16 protein-coding genes are annotated in these 19045 nt (G+C 64.0%); 7 read left to right on the top strand and 9 right to left on the bottom strand.

Features of this window, described 5'->3' with window-relative positions:
* Positions 1 to 4: 4 nt before the first annotated feature.
* Positions 5 to 769 (top strand): monofunctional biosynthetic peptidoglycan transglycosylase, encoded by a 765-nt coding sequence (gene mtgA, locus MON38_RS09420; protein ID WP_241935904.1) that lies wholly within the window; start codon positions 5 to 7, stop codon positions 767 to 769.
* A 127-nt stretch (positions 770 to 896) separates the two neighbouring features.
* Entirely contained in the window at positions 897 to 1340 is a 444-nt protein-coding gene (locus MON38_RS09415) for a YybH family protein (RefSeq protein WP_241935903.1), read from the top strand.
* 40 nt (positions 1341 to 1380) lie between these two features.
* Here the strand turns inward: MON38_RS09415 and MON38_RS09410 are convergent, their stop codons facing one another.
* Positions 1381 to 2487 carry an App1 family protein gene (locus MON38_RS09410; protein ID WP_241935902.1) on the bottom strand — a complete coding sequence of 369 codons (1107 nt, stop codon included), beginning with the start codon at positions 2485 to 2487 and terminating at the stop codon, positions 1381 to 1383.
* A 207-nt stretch (positions 2488 to 2694) separates the two neighbouring features.
* Between MON38_RS09410 and MON38_RS09405 the strand changes: the two genes are divergently transcribed.
* Positions 2695 to 3819: a DNA topoisomerase IB gene (locus tag MON38_RS09405; protein ID WP_241935901.1), complete on the top strand. Its 1125-nt coding sequence runs from the start codon at positions 2695 to 2697 to the stop codon at positions 3817 to 3819.
* A gap of 139 nt (positions 3820 to 3958) precedes the next feature.
* On the opposite strand, the gene MON38_RS09400 is transcribed toward MON38_RS09405, so the two are convergent.
* The gene (locus MON38_RS09400; protein WP_241935900.1) at positions 3959 to 5491 is read right to left on the bottom strand and encodes a hypothetical protein; all 1533 of its coding nucleotides are present in this window, start codon (positions 5489 to 5491) and stop codon (positions 3959 to 3961) included.
* A 171-nt stretch (positions 5492 to 5662) separates the two neighbouring features.
* The gene (locus MON38_RS09395) at positions 5663 to 7279 is read right to left on the bottom strand and encodes a hypothetical protein (RefSeq protein ID WP_241935899.1); all 1617 of its coding nucleotides are present in this window, start codon (positions 7277 to 7279) and stop codon (positions 5663 to 5665) included.
* A gap of 111 nt (positions 7280 to 7390) precedes the next feature.
* Between MON38_RS09395 and MON38_RS09390 the strand changes: the two genes are divergently transcribed.
* Positions 7391 to 8992, top strand: coding sequence for a hypothetical protein (locus MON38_RS09390; RefSeq protein ID WP_241935898.1), 1602 nt, complete (start codon positions 7391 to 7393; stop codon positions 8990 to 8992).
* A gap of 152 nt (positions 8993 to 9144) precedes the next feature.
* On the opposite strand, the gene MON38_RS09385 is transcribed toward MON38_RS09390, so the two are convergent.
* Both MON38_RS09385 and MON38_RS09380 read right to left on the bottom strand, forming a co-directional pair.
* The gene (locus MON38_RS09385; protein ID WP_241935897.1) at positions 9145 to 9876 is read right to left on the bottom strand and encodes a spheroidene monooxygenase; all 732 of its coding nucleotides are present in this window, start codon (positions 9874 to 9876) and stop codon (positions 9145 to 9147) included.
* 99 nt (positions 9877 to 9975) lie between these two features.
* Positions 9976 to 10488, bottom strand: a complete 513-nt coding sequence (locus tag MON38_RS09380; RefSeq protein WP_241935896.1) for a pyridoxamine 5'-phosphate oxidase family protein — start codon at positions 10486 to 10488, stop codon at positions 9976 to 9978.
* 240 nt (positions 10489 to 10728) lie between these two features.
* On the opposite strand from MON38_RS09380, the gene MON38_RS09375 reads away from it, so the two are divergent.
* Positions 10729 to 11334 (top strand): acyl carrier protein phosphodiesterase, encoded by a 606-nt coding sequence (locus MON38_RS09375; RefSeq protein ID WP_241935895.1) that lies wholly within the window; start codon positions 10729 to 10731, stop codon positions 11332 to 11334.
* A 107-nt stretch (positions 11335 to 11441) separates the two neighbouring features.
* Here MON38_RS09375 and MON38_RS09370 read toward each other — a convergent pair whose 3' ends face one another.
* The 4 genes from MON38_RS09370 to MON38_RS09355 form a co-directional block, all read right to left on the bottom strand.
* The gene (locus MON38_RS09370) at positions 11442 to 11732 is read right to left on the bottom strand and encodes a SemiSWEET family sugar transporter (RefSeq protein ID WP_241935894.1); all 291 of its coding nucleotides are present in this window, start codon (positions 11730 to 11732) and stop codon (positions 11442 to 11444) included.
* Positions 11733 to 11864: 132 nt separating this feature from the next.
* Positions 11865 to 12134, bottom strand: a complete 270-nt coding sequence (locus MON38_RS09365) for a SemiSWEET family sugar transporter (RefSeq protein WP_241935893.1) — start codon at positions 12132 to 12134, stop codon at positions 11865 to 11867.
* Between the two features lie 117 nt (positions 12135 to 12251).
* Positions 12252 to 12767 carry an FKBP-type peptidyl-prolyl cis-trans isomerase gene (locus MON38_RS09360; RefSeq protein ID WP_241935892.1) on the bottom strand — a complete coding sequence of 172 codons (516 nt, stop codon included), beginning with the start codon at positions 12765 to 12767 and terminating at the stop codon, positions 12252 to 12254.
* A gap of 242 nt (positions 12768 to 13009) precedes the next feature.
* A complete protein-coding gene (locus MON38_RS09355; protein ID WP_241935891.1) occupies positions 13010 to 15199 on the bottom strand; it encodes a catalase in 2190 nt (729 codons plus the stop codon).
* 328 nt (positions 15200 to 15527) lie between these two features.
* Here MON38_RS09355 and MON38_RS09350 point away from each other — a divergent pair, with 328 nt between their 5' ends.
* Together MON38_RS09350 and MON38_RS09345 are read left to right on the top strand one after the other, a co-directional pair.
* Positions 15528 to 16688, top strand: coding sequence for an SMP-30/gluconolactonase/LRE family protein (locus tag MON38_RS09350; RefSeq protein ID WP_241935890.1), 1161 nt, complete (start codon positions 15528 to 15530; stop codon positions 16686 to 16688).
* Positions 16689 to 16811: 123 nt separating this feature from the next.
* Positions 16812 to 18977 carry a S9 family peptidase gene (locus tag MON38_RS09345; protein ID WP_241935889.1) on the top strand — a complete coding sequence of 722 codons (2166 nt, stop codon included), beginning with the start codon at positions 16812 to 16814 and terminating at the stop codon, positions 18975 to 18977.
* Positions 18978 to 19045: the final 68 nt, after the last annotated feature.

The following is a 19045-nucleotide window of genomic DNA, read 5'->3' as shown; positions in this document are numbered from 1 at the left end:
CCCCATGCCCACTTCCACCAGCTTAATTCCCGACGTTCGCACGCTGCTAAAAAAAGCCGGACGACTGCTACTGCAAATCCTGGCCGCGCTGTTTCTGACCTCGGTGGCGTGGGTGCTGCTCTACCGTTGGGTGGCCCCGCCGGCCACCTGGCTGATGCTGGACCGCCGGGCCCACGCGCCCATCGGGCTGGGCTACTACGGCATTCAGCCCGAGCCGCGCCATATTCGCTACGACTTCCGGACGCTGGACGAGGTGGCGCCTACGGTGCCCCTGGCCCTGGTGGCGGCCGAAGACCAGCGCTTCCTGCTGCACCACGGCTTCGACCTGGACGCGCTGACGAAAGCCGCCAAGCGCAACTGGAACGGCGACGGCAAGCACATTGTGGGCGGCAGCACCATTTCGCAGCAGGTGGCCAAAAACGTGTTTCTGTGGCAGGGCCGCAGCTACGTGCGCAAGGTGGCCGAGGCCTATTTCACGGTGCTGATTGAAACGTTGTGGAGCAAGCGCCGCATCATGGAAATGTATTTGAGCGTGGCCGAGATGGGCGACTGCACCTTCGGGGTGGAGGCGGCCAGCCGGCGCTATTTCGGCAAGCCCGCCAGCGAGGTGAGCGCGGCCGAGGCGGCGCTACTGGCGGGCGTGCTGCCCAACCCGCTGCGCTTCCGGGCCAGCAACCCCGGGCCGGTGGCGCGGGCCAAGCAGCTGCGGGTGCTGCGCAACATGCGCCGGCTGGGCGGCACCAGCTTCGTAGCGAAGATATTGAAGTAGGGGGTTGGGTAATCAGTATTCGATAGTCAATAATCAGAACGTCATGCAGAGCGCAGCGAAGCATCTTACCCGCACGAGTAAATCAATGATGTGGACGAAGCGGGCAAGATGCTTCGCTGCGCTCTGCATGACCGCCGGGGCGACCTTTGCCGGCTGTACTACGGCCCGCCCAACGGCCTCCACGGCCGAATCGGCCGCCGCGCGCCGCGCCATCGTGCAGGTGCTCACCACCCAAACGGCGGCCTGGAACCGGGGCGACATTCCGGGCTTCATGGCGGGCTACTGGAAGTCGGATTCGCTGGTGTTCATCGGGCGGAAGGGGCCGACATATGGCTGGCAGCCCACGCTGGCCAATTACCAGAAAAGCTACCCCGACGCGGCGGCCATGGGCCAGCTCGATTTTTCGGGGCTGCGGGTAACGCTGGTGGCCCCCACGGCGGCGCAGGTGGTGGGGCGCTGGCACCTGGCGCGGCCGGCGGCGTTGGGCGACTTGCAGGGGTACTTCCTGCTGGTGCTGCGGCAGGTGGATGGCAAATGGGTGGTGGTGGCCGACCATACGAACAGCCAGTGAGTAGGAATTAATCAAAGAGCGGATGCAAAATACCGCGTCGCTACTTCACCAGCCCCAGCCCCGCCGCGTGCGCGGCGGCCGAGGCATAGTCTTTCACCAGCAGCATGGGCACCTGCTCGGCGCTGAGTTCGGCGATGATGGGCGTGACCAGCAGGGCGCGCTCGGGCACCTGCACATCGCGGATGTAGATGGCGCGGATGCGGCCGGGGTGACGGCGCACTACCTCGCGGTAGATGCGGGCGTCTTCCTGGCCACTGTCGCCGAGCAGCACGAAGGGTAGCGTGGGGTAGGTGGTGAGCAGGTCGTCGATTTCGTGGAGCTTGTGGGCGAAGTGAATGGCGGCCGAGCCCGTGACGCCGGGCGGGGGCGTGGTTTTGGGCGTGGCGATGGTGAAATCGCGCAGCAGCAGCGGGCCGGGCGGCAGTTCGTGCAGACCCATGAACTCGTCGAGCATGTCGTAGAGGTTCCAGGGGCTGCTGCTGACGTAGAAGAAGGGGTTGTCGGGCCGACCAGTGCGGCCGCGCTGCAGCTGGCGGTAGAAGGCGGCCACGCCCTCGAAGGGCTGGCGCGAGTGGGCGTTGCTGAGGAGGGTGCGGGCCAGCATCTTGAGAATGTTGGTGGCCCGGGTTTCGAACACCGTGTCGTCGAGGTCGGAGATGACGCCGAACTCGGCCCCGGGCGGGGGCACCAGCACGCTGGCCGTGGCCTGCACGGCGTTGGTGGGCTCGGCGGCGAAAGGGGCGGGCAGCCGGGCCACGCGCACCGGAATGGGGTACCAGAGGTAGGAAGTGGGCGCGGGCAGGGCGTGGGGCTCCAGAATAAGCGTGAAATAGCCTTCGTCGTCGGTGCTCACCAGGTGCTGGCTGCCGTCGGGCAGCTCGGCCACGAGGTCGGCCCCGGCGATTTCGCGGCTGTTGAAGCGGCGCACCATGCTGCGGAAGTTGCGCCAGCGCGAGTCGGTGGCGGCCTGGGGCTGCAGGCCGCGGTCGCCGAGCAGGCGGCCTTTGATGTAGAACCTGGTGGCCGTGCCGTAGCTGCGGTAGGCGTCGAGCTGCAGGCGCTGGAGGCGGCCCTTGCGGGCGAGGTAGCGGGTGAGGAAGTGGTCGGTCCACTCATTGAAGGCGGACACGGGGTTAAGCAGATTCATGGGGCAAACCTACGGCGGAAGGGCTGCTGCGGCTGAAGTAGCGCTGATTTTGTAGCGTGGTCGTACCCGGAGGGACTCTGCGAGTCCGCGCCCAAGCGTACATTCTCACCGGCGCGGACTCGTAGAGTCCGCGCTACGGCGCAGCCGCCCCGGGACTTTTTCCGTAAACCCCCGACGCTCGAATTCCCGGCGTCTACACTGCCATCCATGCCCACCGCCACCACCACCGCCCACCCCAAAACCCGCAAAAAGGCGCTGCTCCCGCAGGACGAAGCGCACATCGTGTACAAAGACCCCGCCCGGCAGGCCCAGATGGCCGGCCTGCGCTACGCCACCGACCAGGGCCCCGGCCTCACGCGCAAAGCCACGCGGGCCGGCAAATTCGCCTACTACGACGCGAAGGGCCAGAAAATCAGCGACGAGAAGACGCTCGACCGCATCAGCAGCTTCGTGATTCCGCCGGCCTGGACGGACGTGTGGATTTCACCCTCGGCCACCACCCATTTGCAGGTAACGGGCCACGACGCCTTGGGCCGCAAGCAGTACCGCTACCACCCGGCCTGGGACGAAATGCGCAGCCTCACCAAGTTTTCGCGCCTGCGCACCTTCGGCGAGAAGCTGGAGCCGCTGCGGCAGCAGCTGAAGAAGGACCTGGCCCGCCCGGCCCTCGACCACGACAAAGTGGTGGCCCTGGTGATTACACTGATGGACCAGTCGTTTATCCGCGTCGGCAACAAGGAATACGCCAAGAATAAGGGTGATAAAAAGGCCAGCTACGGCCTCACCACGCTGAAAGACGGCCACGTGGACGTGCACGGGGCCGACGTGAATTTTTCTTTTGTAGGCAAGAAGGGCGTGCCGCACGACGTGACGGTGCACGATGCCCGCCTGGCCCGGCTGGTGCGCAAGTGCAAGGAAATCCCGGGCCAGCACCTGTTTCAGTATTACGCAAAAGACGGCCAGCGCCGGGCGCTGGAATCGGGCGACGTGAACGAGTACCTGCACCGCCACACCGGGCTGGCGCTGTCGGCCAAGGACTTCCGCACCTGGGGCGGCACCGTGAAGATGGCTGAATGCCTCGAAACGGTACTGAAGGAAGAGCCGGATTTAGCCCCCGAAAAAGTCATCAAAAAAGCCGTGAAGGAAGTGGCCGGGAATCTGGGCAACACGCCCACGGTGTGCTCGAAATACTACATTCATCCGCAGGTGGTGGAGCTGTTCAAATCGGGCCAGCTGGTGGAATTCCTGCGCAAGCACGATGCCGAAGCGAAGTCCGGCGACCTGCTCTCGCCCGTGGAGCGGCTGGTGCTGAAGATGCTGAAGCAGGCGTAGGGGCGGGGCCTGCCCCCGCCCGCCGTTGAACGGAACCGTTGCAACGGGGCGAACGGGGGCGGGGACTGCCCGGCGTTGAACGGAACCGTGGCAACGGTGCGAACGGGCGGGCGGGGGCAGGTCCCGCCCCTACAATTCACTATTCCTCCGGCAGCTTATCGAATGCCTTGCCGGCCGGCACGCTGTCCTGTTCGAAGCGAACACCGCTGCCCGGCTGGCGCAGTTCATCGGTGCCCAAGCCGCCATAGATGCGGATGGCGGGCGAGCAGCGAGCCACCGGACCGTGATTTTCAATCACAAAAACATCATCGCCGCCTAAGCCTTCCAGTTGAATGCGTTTGGTTTCGGTGGGCACAAAGGCGCGGCGATAGAACGTGGCCGTGCCCTTGGCCGGAAACACGGCCACCACAGTAGAATCGGCGTAGCGGTGGATTTCGAACCGCTCGGCCTCGTTGGTGCCGGCGATGCGCGGCTGTCGGGCCAGCTCACGGTAGAAGGTTTCGGCCAGGGCCGGCAGGTGGTCGCGACGGGCCTGAAAGGCGGCCAGGGTGCGCGGGCCTTCGAGGGCGTACACTGCGGGCGGCAGGCGGCGCATGGCGCGCTCGATAACCGAATCGGGCAGGCGGCGCTGCAAATCGCGGGCAGCGGCCTGAAACTGGGCGCGGGTGAGCTGGTTGAGGGCGCGGCGGTCGAGGTATTCGCCGTTGGAGAGCTGGGCCACCGGGGCCTTGTAGCGCGGCCCGAACGTGACCCAGTGCCGGATAATTACGTGGCCAATCAGCCAGCCCAGCACGCCGTCGTCGAGGCGGTAAATGACCATGTCGCGGTCCTTGGGCAGGGGGCGGATGGGGGCGAAGCCGCCCGGCGCGGGCGCATCCACAGCCCAGCTCCATTGACCGGCGTGGCGGTCCCAGTCGCCGAGCCAGGCATCAAGCAGGCGGGCGCGTAGCAGCGCGGGCTGGTCGAACCGGCGGGCCGGGCTGGCGAACAAGCTGCCGAAAGCTTTCACGCTATTTACAACGGCGGCGGGGGCGGGCCGCTCGGGGGCCAGCGCGGCTTTCTCTTCGAGGTAAGCCAGTTGCCCGCGAAAATGCACGAGCGAATCGGTTTGAAACGCCGGGTCGTCGGGCCGCACGTAGAACAGTTGGGGCGAGGAGCGGGGCACGCCCGCCGCCCGGGCCAGCGGCGGCACCAGCAGCGCCGCATAGGGATTGGTCGACGACACGTTGTCGCGCAGCACGTTCACCAGAAACGTGCCCCGCACTGCCATCGGCGTGGCTCGGATGGGGTCTTTGTCGACGGTGCGAATGACGTAGGCGCGGCCGTCGGGCGCGGTCAGGTTCAGGCTGGTGCTGTTGAAGCCTCCGCCAACTTTGCCGGGCCGCAGGCCGCCGGGCCGGGCCGTGCGCATGTTGAATACCGGCGCCGCCACCGGCGCGGCCCAGCTGGGGCGGTGGTGGCGGCCCACCAGCGCGTTGTAGAGGCCGCCGTGGCGGGCGTAGTGCCGGCCAGCCGTCACGTTGCGCACGCTGTCGGCCGCGGCGGGCAGGGCCGCGGTGGCATCGAGCCGGGCATCGGGCTGAAAAAACTGCTTCCGGACGCAGCCGGTGGCCAGTAGCCCGGCCAGTGCGCCTCCCATCAATGTATAAAAGCGCAAGCGGAGCAGTATCAAGAGTAAGCTGAGGAATTAGAGTCGGGCTTTGAACGGCAGCGGGCCGAAAAAGGCTGGCAGTCGCTGGTAGAGACGCAATATTTTGCGTCTCGTCGTTGCTCTCCGTTGAACGAGGCGACGAGGTGCAATCCGAGTCGTTCAACGACGAGACGCAAAATATTGCGTCTCTACTCAATCATCATTCAGCCGGTCGTAGGGCCGGTGCCTTTTGTGAGGCCGATGAGTAGGAGGCGTGCCGACGGCCGTCAGGTCCGAGGCGTCATCGTAGCGTTTCAGCTGCCGGCCGCTGCCGCTGAGGCGCAACTGGTCGTGGCCTTCGCCGCCGTAGAGCAGCAGGCGCATGGGGCGCGCTCCCGTGGTCGTTGTTATCTCAAACACGTCGTCGCCGCCCAGGCCATCCAGGCTGATGGCGCGGGTTTCCTGGCGAAAGTACGTGCGTCTGAAACGCAGCGAATCACCGGCCGGCCGGGTTTGTTTCGCAACCATAAAAATCTGCACGGTCGTCGAGTCGGCGAAGCGGTGCACCACGAACCGCTCGGCCTGGGCCGTGCCGCCCAGCTCGGGCTGGCGGGCCAGCGTACGATAAAAGGCCTCGGCGGCCCGGGGCAGGGTTGCGCGGCGGGCTTTGAGGGCCTCGCCCAGCCGGCGGCCTTCCAGCGCGTACACCGTGGGCGGCAGGCGGCGCAGGGCGCGCTCGATAACCGAATCGGGCAGGCGGCGCTGCAAATCCTGGGCGGTGCGGGCGAAGTCGGACCGCGTCATTAGTGAGAGGCCGCGCTGGTCGATAAACCGGGCCTGTTTCACCAGCCCGGCAATGCTGTTGTACTCGTTGCGAAAGGTCTGGAACTGGGGCGCGATGAAGCGCCGGGCCGCCAGCCACGGAATCACACCGTCATCAAACCGAAAATACACTTGGTCGCGGTCTTTAGGAATGCCAACGTAGCGCACCCGGCCGCCGGGCTCGCGGAACTCGGCCCAGCTCCACTGGCCCTCGTGCCGGTCCCAGTCGCCGAGCCACACGTCGAGCAGGCGGGCGCGCAGGAAAGCGGGCTGGTCGATGTAGTGCGCCGGGTGGCGGTACACCTGTTTCAGCATGGTTTCGCCGCCGTCGAAATCGGCCGCTCCGGCCAGGTCGGGCGTGCGCGAGGCGATGGCATCGTACTTCTCTTCGAGCAACGCCAGCTTGCCCTGAAACCGTGCCGACGACTCGCCCAGGCCGGTTTCATCGGCCCGCACGTACACGATGCGCGGGCGGGTGTGGGGCACGCCCGCCGCCCGGGCCAGCGGCGGCACCGTGAGCGCGCCGTAGGGAATGGCCGCCGAAGTGGCATCGCGCACCACGTTCAGCACGAAGGTGGGCCGAATGACTTTCGGCAGCGTTTTGCTGGGCTCTTTGTCGAGGGCGCGCAGGGCGTATTCGCGGCCTTGCCGCCCTTCCAGCGTCATGCTGATGCTTTGGTAGCCGCCGCCGGCTTTGCCCGGGCGCAGGCCGCCGGGCGCGGCAGTGGCCAGGTCGAGCACCGGCACCGTGACCGGAGCGGCCCACACGCGGCGGTAGTGCCGGCCCAGGAAAAAGCGGTAGAACTTGGAATGGCGGTTGTAGTGGCGGCCGGCCGTGGCCAGCACTGAGTCGGCAGTGGTGGGCAGGGGCTGGGCGCTGCCGGCTCCCACGCGGGCATCGGGCTGGAAGTAGTGGCGGCGGGCGCAGCTGCTGCCCGCCAGGCTCAGGCCCAGCGCGGCGAGTAAGTGCCACCGGCATCGGGCTTGAAAAAGATGGAAAAGAGGCATCCGAAGAAAAAACGCGGCGGCGGGAATGAGCCTTTAACGCAGCTTCGCCGTAAAGGTGGGCCGGACGGAGGCGCGGCCCGCGTTTTCGAGCCCTTGCCAAACAGGCCACTCATGCCGGAACTACTACGTGAACATTGCGGGGCACTGGCCGGACTGGGCCTGCTAAGCGCGCTGGCGCTGGGCGGCTGCACCGGCCCGGCCGCCGGCCCGCCCGCCGCCATCTGGGCCGCCGACTCGGCCTCGGTGCGCGTGGCCCCCGGTCCGCAATATGCCCGGGGCGCGGTGTGGCGGGCGTTTTTCGGCCAGCACTACCGCACCCTCTGGAACACGCCCGTGACGGTGCCGGTGCTGCGGCTGGCCACGGCCGTGCCCGGCGGGCTGGTGCCGCTGCAGGCCGGCGGCAGCTACCAGAGCCACACCCTGCGCCTACGCGCGCCCGATGGCCGCGACTACGTGCTGCGCTCGGTGGACAAGGACATGAGCGCAGCGCTACAACCCGGCTGGAAGAAAAACCTGCTGCGTGGCCTGCTCAAGGACCAGACCAGCGCCACTCAGCCCTACGGCGCCTACCCGGCCGCCTACCTGGCCGAAGCCGCCGGTATGCTGCACGCCAACCCGCGCCTGGTGTACGTGGGCGCCGACCCCGGCCTGGGGAAGTTCCGGGCGGCCTACGGCAACGCGCTGTACCTGCTGGAGGAGCGGCCCGATGGCAACCAGTGCGGGGTCGTCAGCTTCGGCCACTCGCCCAACGTGGTGAACTCGGCCCACATGCTGGCGGCGCTGAGCCGCCACCCCGGTGCCCACGTGCCCGCCCGCGCCTACTTGCGCGCCCGCCTGCTCGACCTGCTGGTGGGCGACTGGAGCCGCCGCGAAGACCAGTGGCGCTGGGCCAGCTTCCCGCAGCCCGGCCGCATGGCCTACCGCCCCGTGCCGCGCGACCGTGACCAGGCTTTTTTTCTGTTCGATGACGGTATTGTAACGCGGCTGGTATCGTGGTTTGCGCCCAAGTACCAGACGTTTCGCGGCCCCATCCGGCTCGAAAACGTGGACGGCCTCACCACCACCGCCCGCGCCCTCGACCGCACCTTGCTCACCAGCCTCAGCGCCGACGATTTCCGGCAGGTGGCCGACTCGGTGCGGGCCGCCCTAAGTGATGTCGTGCTGAACCAGGCCTTCGCCCAGGGGCCGCCCGAACTGCGGGCCGCTATTGCTGCGCGCTTCGTGCCCCTGCTGCGCGCCCGCCGCGAGCAGCTGCCGGCCGTAGCCCGCCAATATTTTGAGCTGCTGAACAAAGAAGCCTGGCTGATTGGCACCGACCAGGCCGAGCGGTTTGTGCTGAGCGGAACCGACAGCGGCCTGCTGCGCGTGCAAATGTTGGCCCGCCGCGCCGGCCGCCCCGATAGCCTGCTGCTGGACCGCACGTTCGTGCCCCAGACGACGACCAGCATTGACGTGTACGGACTGGCCGGCAACGACGTATTTGAGCTGCGGGGGGCGCTTCCGGAAGGCATTGCCGTGCAGGTGTACGAAGGAACCGGCCATAACCAGGTAATTACCTCGCCCGGCGCAACACCCGGCGACGTGACGTGGTTTGTAATCCCTACCGACCAGCCGGCCAGCCCACCCGCCGGCGTGCAGGTCGAAACTGACCCGCACCCGGAGCTCACAGCTAATGCGCGGGCCTGGCTGCGGCGGTACAATTTGCGCGATTGATTTAGGGTTGAATCAATCGTGTTGCAAGTTGATTCCGTTGCGACGCTGTCATCCTGAGCGCAGCGAAGGACCTTGTCACGTCAGAACAAATCGTTCGAACGTGACAAGGTCCTTCGCTGCGCTCAAGATGACAGACGCATAAATCGTGTTTGTTACACCAGGCCCGCCAGCGGGTCGCGGCCATCGAGCGTGCCGGTGCTGCCCAGCACCCGAAAGCGGGCAAACAGTTCCTCGCCGTACCAGTTTTCGCGGCGCGTGAGTTGGATGACTTCGCGGTGGCGGGCATCCTTGTAGGCGTAATCCTGCATGGCCCGGGCCGATTCCCAGACGCTGAACGTGGCCTGCCGCACCAGCGGCAGCTCACCCAGGCCAATGGCCGCCCGCACGCCGGACACCTGCGCCAGGGCCGCGCTCGTGGGCTCGACGAACTGCCAGAAGCGCGACGCTTTGCGCCAGCGAATACTGGCCCGCGTGAGCACGGCCACCGGTGGTTCCGGAGCTGCTGCTGAAGAAGCGGTTGTTGTATAAGGTGCCGTGGCCAGTTGCTCAGCGAACGGATTCAGCCCATCCCACAGGCCCTGGGCTTTGATGGGGGCGAGGGCCACCGTCCACTGCTCGGCGCTGCGCTGGCGATAACCGGCCCACAGCGGGTGGCACTCGAAAAAGGCTTCGGCAGCGGCGACATCCTCCCACACGGCCATCAGGCCGTAGCGGTCGAGGTTGGGCCAGAAGCCGAAGCCGTTGGCCGCGCCGCTGCCCATCAGCTTGAAAAACCGCAGGCCCGGCACTTTTTTGAGCGGGCCGGGCGAGGTGCCCATCTGGGCGAGGCCCCAGCGGCGGTGGCCGGGCCGGAGGGTGAAAACGGTGAGCGTGGTATGCGACATGCGGAATGGAAGGCGCGGCAGAAATCGGGCGGCGGGGTTTCAGGCAACAAAAAAAGGCCGGAATTGCTTCCGGCCTTTCGCAAATGCTGGGGCAGCACCTTACTTGGGCTGCACCTGGGCGTGCTGGTTCACGTCGTCGTCCTTGCTGCGCTCGCCGGTTACCACGGCGCGCACGTAGGCGTAGGCCTGCACCAGCAGGCTGCTGGGCGAATCCCAGTATTCGGCCTTTTCGATGTTCACTTTCAGGATGGTGATGTGCGGGTCGTCCTTGCCTTTGGGAAACCAGCCGCGCATGGGCTCGCTCCAAAGCTCGGCAATTTTGGCTTCGTCGCGGTAGGCGTTGGCCTTGCCCGATACCGAGGCGTATACGTTGCTGCTCGGGTCGGAATAGCTCAGGTTTACCTGGCTGTCTTTTTTGATTTCGTAGACTTTGGCCGATTCCGAATCGGTCAGGAAATACAGGGCCTGGTCTTCGCCGGGCTTGATGGTGGCCATGGGGCGGCTGTGCAGGCTGCCGTGCTCGTCGGTGGTGGTGAGCATGGCCATGCGCACTTCCTTGATTTTTTCGAACAGTTGAGTCAGGTCGTGGGTTACGGGCGACTTTTCGGACATGGGAGGGAGAGTTGGGGAGGTGAAAGAACCGGCCGTCGGTTTTGGTTGGCGGCCTGATGGGCTTACGGCAGCCAGCCGGCCGGGGTTGAATAAACTCTGTCGGGAAGGGGGGCTAGGGGCACGTCATGCAGCGCGCAGCGAAGCATCTTTACCGTAGAAGTAACCCAATCGATATTGTTTACTGTTGCGGTAAAGATGCTTCGCTGCGCGCTGCATGACGGACATTACCCTCTCCTTCAAATGAACTTCCTGGCCCATCTTTTCCTCTCCGGCGCGCCCGGCACGGCCCGCTACGCCGACGTGCTCCTGGGTAACTTCATTGCCGACTCGGTGCCCGGCCGCCAGCTCGAAAACTACGCGCCCGGCGTGCAGGCCGGCATCCGCCTGCACCGGGCCATCGATACCTTCACCGACCAGCACCCCGTGGTGCGCCGCAGCACCCAGCGCCTGCGCGAAGCCGGCTACGGCAAGTACGCCGGCGTGATTTCGGACATGTTCCTCGACCATTTCCTGGCCCGCAACTTCCCTGAATTCAGCGCCGAACCGTTGTCCGATTTTGCCCGCCGCGTCTACGCCCTGCTCCAGACGCGCGAAGCCGAAATGCCGCCCCGCGTGCCGCAGATGCTGTTTTACATGGCCCAGCACAACTGGCTGCTGGGCTACGCCGAACCGGCCGGCATCGCCCGCGCCCTGAGTGGCCTGAGCCGCCGCGCCTCGGCCGGCTCGGGCATGGAAACGGCGGCTACGGAGCTGGTGGCCAATTATGCCGCCTACGAGGCCGATTTCCGGGAATTCTTCCCCCAACTTCAAAAGCACGTCGCGGCCCTGCTGGCAGAGGTCGCGTAGCCAGGCCCGGCTCGGGCTGGCGCACTTGTTCGGGCGCGGCATAAGCCTTATCGCGGTGCGAGATAAGCCTTGTCGTGGTGCGAGATAAGGCTTATCGCAGTGCGGCACTACGGCCGTTGCGCCACGGCTTCGGCATCGGTGCCGGGCTTCTCAATCAGCTTCAGATACAGGATAACGCTGCCCAGCAGGCCACAAACCAGGTTGGTGAAGATGATGGACCAGTCGCCGAGCATGATGCCATACGCCAGCCACAGGCAGGTGCCCAGAAAAAGCATGATGTAGGTGGGCAGCGACAAACTGGCCGTCGAACGCGTTTTGATGGTTTTGTAGGCCTGGGGCACGTAGGCCACCGTGGTGAGCAGGGCGGCCACGCCCCCAATCACGGAAACAGTATTCATAAGCGGAAAGGAAGGCGAAACGGAAGAAATGGCGGCGCAACCCGAGCAGGATTGAGCGTTGGCCCGTCCCCAAAAAAACGGGAGCGGCCTGCCGCATGGCAAACCGCTCCCGGAAGGTAAGGGCCCGCGCCGCTATTCCTCGGTTTCCGGCTTGGCCGTGAGCTTCAGCACCAGAATAATGCCCGCCAGCGCAGCCGTCACCAGGTTGGCCGCCAGCACCGGAATATCCTCGATGTAGATGCCGTACACGGCCCACAGGCAGGTGCCCATAAACAGCATCACGTAAGTCGGCAGCGAAAGGCTGGCCGTGGAGCGCGTTTTGATGGTTTTGTAGGCCTGGGGCACGTAGGCGGCGGTGGTGAGGAAGGCCGCGAGGCTGCCAATCAAGGAAATCAACGTCATAAGCAACGGAATTAAGGCCCGGAAACCGGGCCGGCGGATAATGCAAGCGGGAGCGGCCTGCCCCGTGGCAAACCGCTCCCGCGCTGTTCAAAACGGCTTTTGCGGCCGTAAGGTTGCCTAGTGCTGGTGGCCGCCTTCGCCGTGCACGTGGCCGTGGGCCAACTCCTCGGCGGTGGCTTCGCGCACATCTTCTACCTTGCCGGTGAAGTGCATCACCATGCCGGCCAGCGGGTGGTTGAAGTCCATTTTCACGACGGAATCGCCAATGCTCACCACTTTGGCCTGCATGTGGTTGCCCTCGTTGTCGGCCATGGGCAGGAAGTTGCCGGGCTGCAGCATTTCGTCATCCAGCTTGCCGTCGATGAGGAAAACTTCCTTCGGGATTTCGACCAGCGCCTGCTCGTCGTACTCGCCGTAGGCCTGCTCGGGGGTGAGGCTGAACTCGAACGAGTCGCCGGCGTTTTTGCCGTCGAGCTGGGCTTCAAACTCTTCGGGCAGGCCGCTGTGGCCGAACAGGAAGACCATGGGCGCGTCGGCTTCGGCCGATTCGACCAATACTTTTTCCTGGTTTTCGTCGGTGACGCTGAGGTCGTAGGTAATGGTGACGACTTTTTTATCGCTGATTGCAGCCATGAGAATAGAGTGGGGATTTGGGGGAGGGGATAGGGCCAGCCCGGGCGGCTGAGGCACAAAGAAAGGAAGTTCTGCCGGGAACGGCAGGCGTATCAGGAAAAAAGCAGAACGTCATGCTCAGCGCATTCGAAGCATCTCTCCCGCAATACTAAAATGAATTAGTTGCGTGGAAGAGATGCTTCGGCTACGCTCAGCATGACGTTTTTTTATTACCCATTATTAGGGTCAGGCCAAATTAAAACCTACGCTGGCATGGCCTTCAGCTCGCGGCTCCAGAAGCGGTGCTTCTTGATGGCGGCGATGAACTGCGGGGCCAGCCCGCTCACCTGGGCTTCGGAGCTGACAACCACGCCATCGGCGCTCAGAATATCCTCGGCGCCGGGGTATGCGGCGGCTTTCAGCAGCTCCACGCCTGCGCCCGATGCAGCCAGCGGCTTGCAGTGGCGGAAAGCCTCGTTCACGAAGCGCACGGCGTCGGCGTTCTGCTTCAGCGCCGCCACGCTTTTCTCGCCGCCAGCTACGTATACGGCATCAAACAGCACCGAGGCGGTGGAGTGGAACGTGCCGTTTACCAGCAGCTCCTCGCCGCCCACGCCGTTGATGGTGCCCAGGTGGGTGGCGATAATGGCGCTTTGGGCGCCTTCGTCCATCAGGGCCTTCATCAGGCTGCCGATGGCGGCCACATCGGCCCCGTCGGTGGCCAGAATGGCGATGTGACGGGTTTTGATGCTGGCTTTACCGGTGTTGATGGGGCTGTCGGGCGCGATGCTGAGCGTGGGCGAGCTGGCGCTGCCGTCTTTCACCGGGGCCGACTGGTAGTGGGCCACGTCGCCATCGGCGGGCACGGCCAGGTTCAATTGCACGCCGTCGGCGGAGGGCACGGCGGCGCCCAGGCCTTCGGCCACGCGGCGGGCCAGCTCGGCGTCGACCTGCGCGAGCTGCAGGAGGGTGCGGGTGCGCACAAACTCCTTCTGCACGTGGCTGAGTTCGAAGCGCAGGGCTTTCACGATGTGCATCTTCTCGGCGTCCGTCTGGCTGTTCCAGAACAGCTTGGCCTGGCTGTAGTGGTCAACAAAGCTCTTGCTGCGGAGGCGGATTTTGTGGCCTTCCACGCGCTCGTGCACCGTGTTGAAGCCGCCTTCGCTGCGCTTAGCCTGCTGCGGGTAGCCGTCGTTCAGCTGATTGACGCCATAGGCCACCTGGCCTTTGTTTATGGTCTGGCGCATGTGGCCGTCGCGCTGGTTGTTGTGAATGGGCGCGATGGAGCGGTTAATCGGAATCTCGTGGAAGTTGGGGCCGCCGAGGCGCTTAAGCTGGGTGTCGAGGTAGGAAAACAGGCGGCCCTGCAGCAACGGGTCGTTCGAAAAGTCGATGCCCGGCACGATGTGGCTCAGGCAGAACGCCACCTGCTCGGTTTCGGCGAAGTAGTTGTCGACGTTGCGGTTGAGCACCATTTTGCCGATTTTCGTCACCGGCACCAGCTCCTCCGGAATCAGCTTGGTCGAGTCCAGGATGTCGAAATCGAACTTGCGCTCGTCCTCTTCCTGAATTACTTGCACGCCCAACTCCCACTCGGGGTAGGCGCCCATTTCGATGCAGTTCCAGAGGTCGCGGCGGTGAAAGTCGGGGTCTTTGCCCGAAATCTGCTGCGCTTCTTCCCAGGCAATGGCGTGCGTGCCGAGCAGCGGCTTCCAGTGAAATTTCACGAAAACTGACTTGCCCTCGGCGTTCACCATCCGGAAGGTGTGTACGCCGAAGCCTTCCATCATGCGCAGGCTGCGCGGCAGGCCCCGGTCGCTCATGGCCCACAGCAGCATGTGCGTGCTTTCGGGGTTGGCCGAAATGAAGTCGTAGAACGTGTCGTGGGCCGAGGCGGCCTGCGGAATCTCGTTGTGCGGCTCCGGTTTCACGGCGTGAATCAGGTCGGGGAACTTGATGGCGTCCTGGATGAAGAACACCGGGATGTTGTTGCCCACCAGGTCGTACACGCCTTCTTCGGTGTAGAATTTTACGGCGAAGCCGCGCACGTCGCGGGCCATGTCGGAGGAGCCGCGCGAGCCGGCCACCGTGGAGAAGCGCGTGAATACCGGCGTCACGGCGCCGGGCTGCAGGAAGGCGGCGCGGCTCAGCTCGCTGGCGTTGCCGTAGGCTTCAAAGTAGCCGTGGGCGGCCACGCCACGGGCGTGTACCACGCGCTCGGGAATGCGCTCGTGGTCGAAATGGGTGATTTTTTCGCGCAGCAAAAAGTCTTCGAGCAGCGAAGGGCCGCGCTCGCCGGCTTTGAGCGAATTCTGGTCGTCGTTGACGCGCAGGCCCTGGTTCGAGGTCAGGAACTGGCCGTAGCCATCGTCGGTATTTTTGGCGAGGTCGTTGGTTTTAGCCGTGCTGACGGCGTCTTCGTGCGTTTTCTTAGCGAGTGGTTTCTTGCTCATGAAGTGGGGCAAATGGTTCGTTAGCTTTCGCTAACGGCTGATTTTGTACGCGGGTTGAGCTGTTTTTTGCATAAGATTCGGGCTCTTTCTTGCTCAGACTGGGCTAGCTGCTGAGGTTCAGTTGCTGCGCTACGCGTAGTGTGGAGGCTTGGCTGCAGGTTTTGAACAGATATTAAGGCGCCCGGCCGGGGAGGACGGCTTTTCACCTCAGAAACGGACCGGTTAACTAGGGGTAAAGCGGCAACCCAAATAACCCGGACTTGACAGAGCGCGTAACCCGAACGCATTCTTTCTGCCTCAAAAACCACTTCTTTCAACCTGTTTATCAATGCGTACTCCCTCTTTTAACGCTCTGGCGGCCTCGGTGCTAAGCAGTGCCTTGTTGGCCGCTTGCCAATCGAACCCGCCCACCACGCAAGACGAGGCCGTGAAGAAGGAAGCCGTGGTAAAAACCGATTCGTCGGCCACTACTGCTGCTAAAGGCGCCTCAGTGCCGACCGTTGGCAACCCGCAATTGCTCTTTACCCTCGACGACGCCCACAACACCCCCGACGGCCTGGCGCTGGCGCCTAATGGCCACCTCATCCTGTCAGTGCCCAACCTGGCCGATAACTCCCAGCCGGCCTCGCTGATGGAGATTGACGGGAGCACCATCAAGCCCTTTGCTACTAACCTGCCCGTGGAGCCTACCACGAAAAAGGCCGCGCCGATGGACCTGGCTTTCGGCCCTGATGGCAACCTGTACTACGCCGAAAACCAGTACGAAAACAGCAAGGATTTCAAATCGCGCCTGATGCGTGTGACGATGAAAAACGGCAAGCCCGGCGCGATTACCACGGTGGTCGACAACTTTGCGCTGGCCAACGCGGTGGTCTGGAAAGGCAACACGATTTACGTGACCGACAGCCAGTGGGACCTGCCCGATAATGACAAGGGCAGCGCCATTATGAAATTTTCGCTGGCCGAACTGAACAAAGACACCGTCCACCTCAAGCCCAAAACCAAGGACCCGCATATGCTGGCCATGTTCACGACGACGATGAACGAAACCGGCGTCGACAACGGGGCCGACGGCCTCGATTACGACAGCAAAGGCAACTTCTACACCGGCAGCTTTGGCGACGGCAAGCTCTACAAAGTATCGCTGAAGCCGGACGGCACGCTGGCCGGGCAGGAAATCCTCACCGTCATTGGCAAAACTATTCCCTGCGTCGACGGCCTGATTATCGACCGCGCCACAGATAAAATGTACCTCTGCAACTCGCGCGAAAACGCCATTGAAGTGGTGGACCTGCGCAATGGCAACACCGTGACCACGCTGGCCCAGAACCCCGACACGGATGGTGCCGGCGGCAAGCTCGACCAGCCGGCCGAAGTGCTGCTGAAAGGGAAGCGCCTGTACATCTCGGATTTTGATAAACCGGAAAAGCACTTCGTGAACGCGAAGTCGGACGCGCCGCACACAATGTCGGTGATTGACTTGCCGTGAGCTTAATACACCCTGTCGGCTAAACTAAAAATCCCCGTCAGCATCTGCTGGCGGGGATTTTTAGTTGGAAAAACCGGGTAGCTTTGGCGTTCCGAATTCGAGTTTCCATTTCTTCTCTCTCCGATGACTTATTTTCCTGCCCGGCGGGCTGCTCTGACCGCAACCTTTTCGCTGCTCACGGCCGCTGCCTGGGCCCAAAATGCCGGCACCCAATGGACCAAAGACGGCTACGGCTACCTGGAGGTGCGCCGCGATTCGGTTGTTCAATTGGACATTCGCCAGCCCGGCCAGACGCGCACCCTGCTCAGCAAGCGCCAGCTCATGCCTGCCGGCCAGACGACCCCGCTGGGCGTGCGCCGGGTGGCGCTGTCCGATGACGGCCGGCTTATTTTGCTGAACACCAACACGAAAAAGGTGTGGCGCTACGACACGCGCGGTGACTACTGGGTGTACGATACCGGCAGCAAGCAGCTCACGCAGCTGGGCAAGGGCCGGCCCGAGTCGTCGCTGATGTTCGCCAAGTTCTCGCCCGATGGGAGTAAGGTAGCCTACGTGAGCGGCCACAACCTGTACGTGGAAAACCTGGCCGACCACGCCATCACCCAGCTCACTGCCGACGGCACCGACAAGCTCATCAACGGCACCTTCGATTGGGTGTACGAGGAGGAGCTGGACTGCCGCGACGGCTTCCGCTGGAGCCCCGACGGACAGCGCATTGCCTACTGGCAGCTCGATGCCAACAAGACGCGCAACTACCTGATGCTGAACACCACGGATGCACTGTATCCATTCACGGTGCCCGTGGAGTACCCGGTGGTGGGTGAAGACCCCAGCCGCTGCCGCGTGGGTGTGGTGGCCGTGAGCGGCGGCGCTACCAAGTGGATGGACGTGCCCGGCGACGCCGTGCAGCACTACATTCCGCGCATGGAGTGGGCCGGGGCCAACGAGCTGATTATTCAGCAGCTGAACCGGCGCCAGAACGAGAGCAAGCTCATGCTTTGCACGGCTGCCACGGGCGCGGTGAAGCCCATTTACACCGAAACCGACAAGGCCTGGGTGAACGCCAAGGACGAGCCCGTGGGCTGGGACTGGCTGCAGGGCGGCAAAAGCTTCGTGTGGGCCAGCGAGAAAGACGGCTGGCGCCACCTCTACCAGATTGACCGCAGCGGCAAAGAGAAGCTGCTGACGCCCGGCAACTACGACGTGGTCAGCGTCGAGCGCATTGATGAGGCCGGCAATACCATCTACTTCCTGGCTTCGCCCACCAACGCCACCCAGCGCTACCTCTACAAAGTGCCGCTGAAAGGGGGCAAGGCCGAGCGCGTGACGCCCGCCGCCCTCAGCGGCACCAACAGCTACGAGGTGTCGCCCAACGGCAAGGTGGCGCTGCACCGCTACGCCAGCGCCAGCAGCTACCCGGTGTCGGACGTGGTGGCTCTGCCCGCCCACCAACGCCTGAGCGGCGGCGACATGCCGGCGCAGGCAAAAGCGCTGAAGCTGCCCAAAACCGAATTTTTCCAGGTGAAAACCGCCGACGGCGTGACGCTCGACGGCTGGATGGTGAAGCCCACCAACTTCGACCCCGCCAAGAAATACCCCATCGTGTTCATGGTGTACGGCGAGCCGGCCAGCCAGACGGTGACCGACAACTTCGGCACGGGCTTTAACCGCCTTTACCAGGGCAGCATGGCCGACGATGGCTACATCTACGCCTCCATCGAGAACCGCGGCGCCCCGGCCCCGCGCGGCCGCGAGTTTCGCAAGGCCATCTACCACAACATCGGCGCGCTCAACATCCGTGACCAGGCGATGGGGGCTACCGAAGTGCTGAAAAACAACTGGGTCGACACCAGCCGGGTGGCGGTGTGGGGCTGGAGCGGCGGTGGCTCCTCCACGCTCAGCCTAATGTTCCAGTACCCGAAAATTTACAAAACCGGCATTTCCATCGCCGCCGTTGATAACCAGCTCAACTACGACAACATTTACCAGGAGCGCTACATGGGCCTGTTGCCGGAAGACAAGCACTACTTCGTGGACAACTCGCCCCTGGCCCACGCCAAAAACCTCCGCGGCAACCTGCTGCTCATCCACGGCACCGGCGATGATAACGTGCACTACAACAACGCCGAGCAGATGATAAGCGAGCTGGTGAAAAACGGCAAAACCTTCCAAATGATGGCATACCCCAACCGCACCCACAGCATCTCGGAAGGAGAGGGCACCAGCAAACATTTGGCGGCTACTTATACCAAGTTTCTGAAGGAGAACTGCCCGCCCGGCGGCCGGTAGCCGATAAAAGCCCGTCATGCTTCGCTGCGCTCTGCATGACGGGCTAACTAAAAAAGGCTTTCAGCAAT

The sequence above is a fragment of the Hymenobacter cyanobacteriorum genome (genome assembly GCF_022631375.1).
Lineage (GTDB): Bacteria > Bacteroidota > Bacteroidia > Cytophagales > Hymenobacteraceae > Hymenobacter > Hymenobacter cyanobacteriorum.
This window is presented reverse-complemented; position numbering and strand designations above follow the sequence as displayed.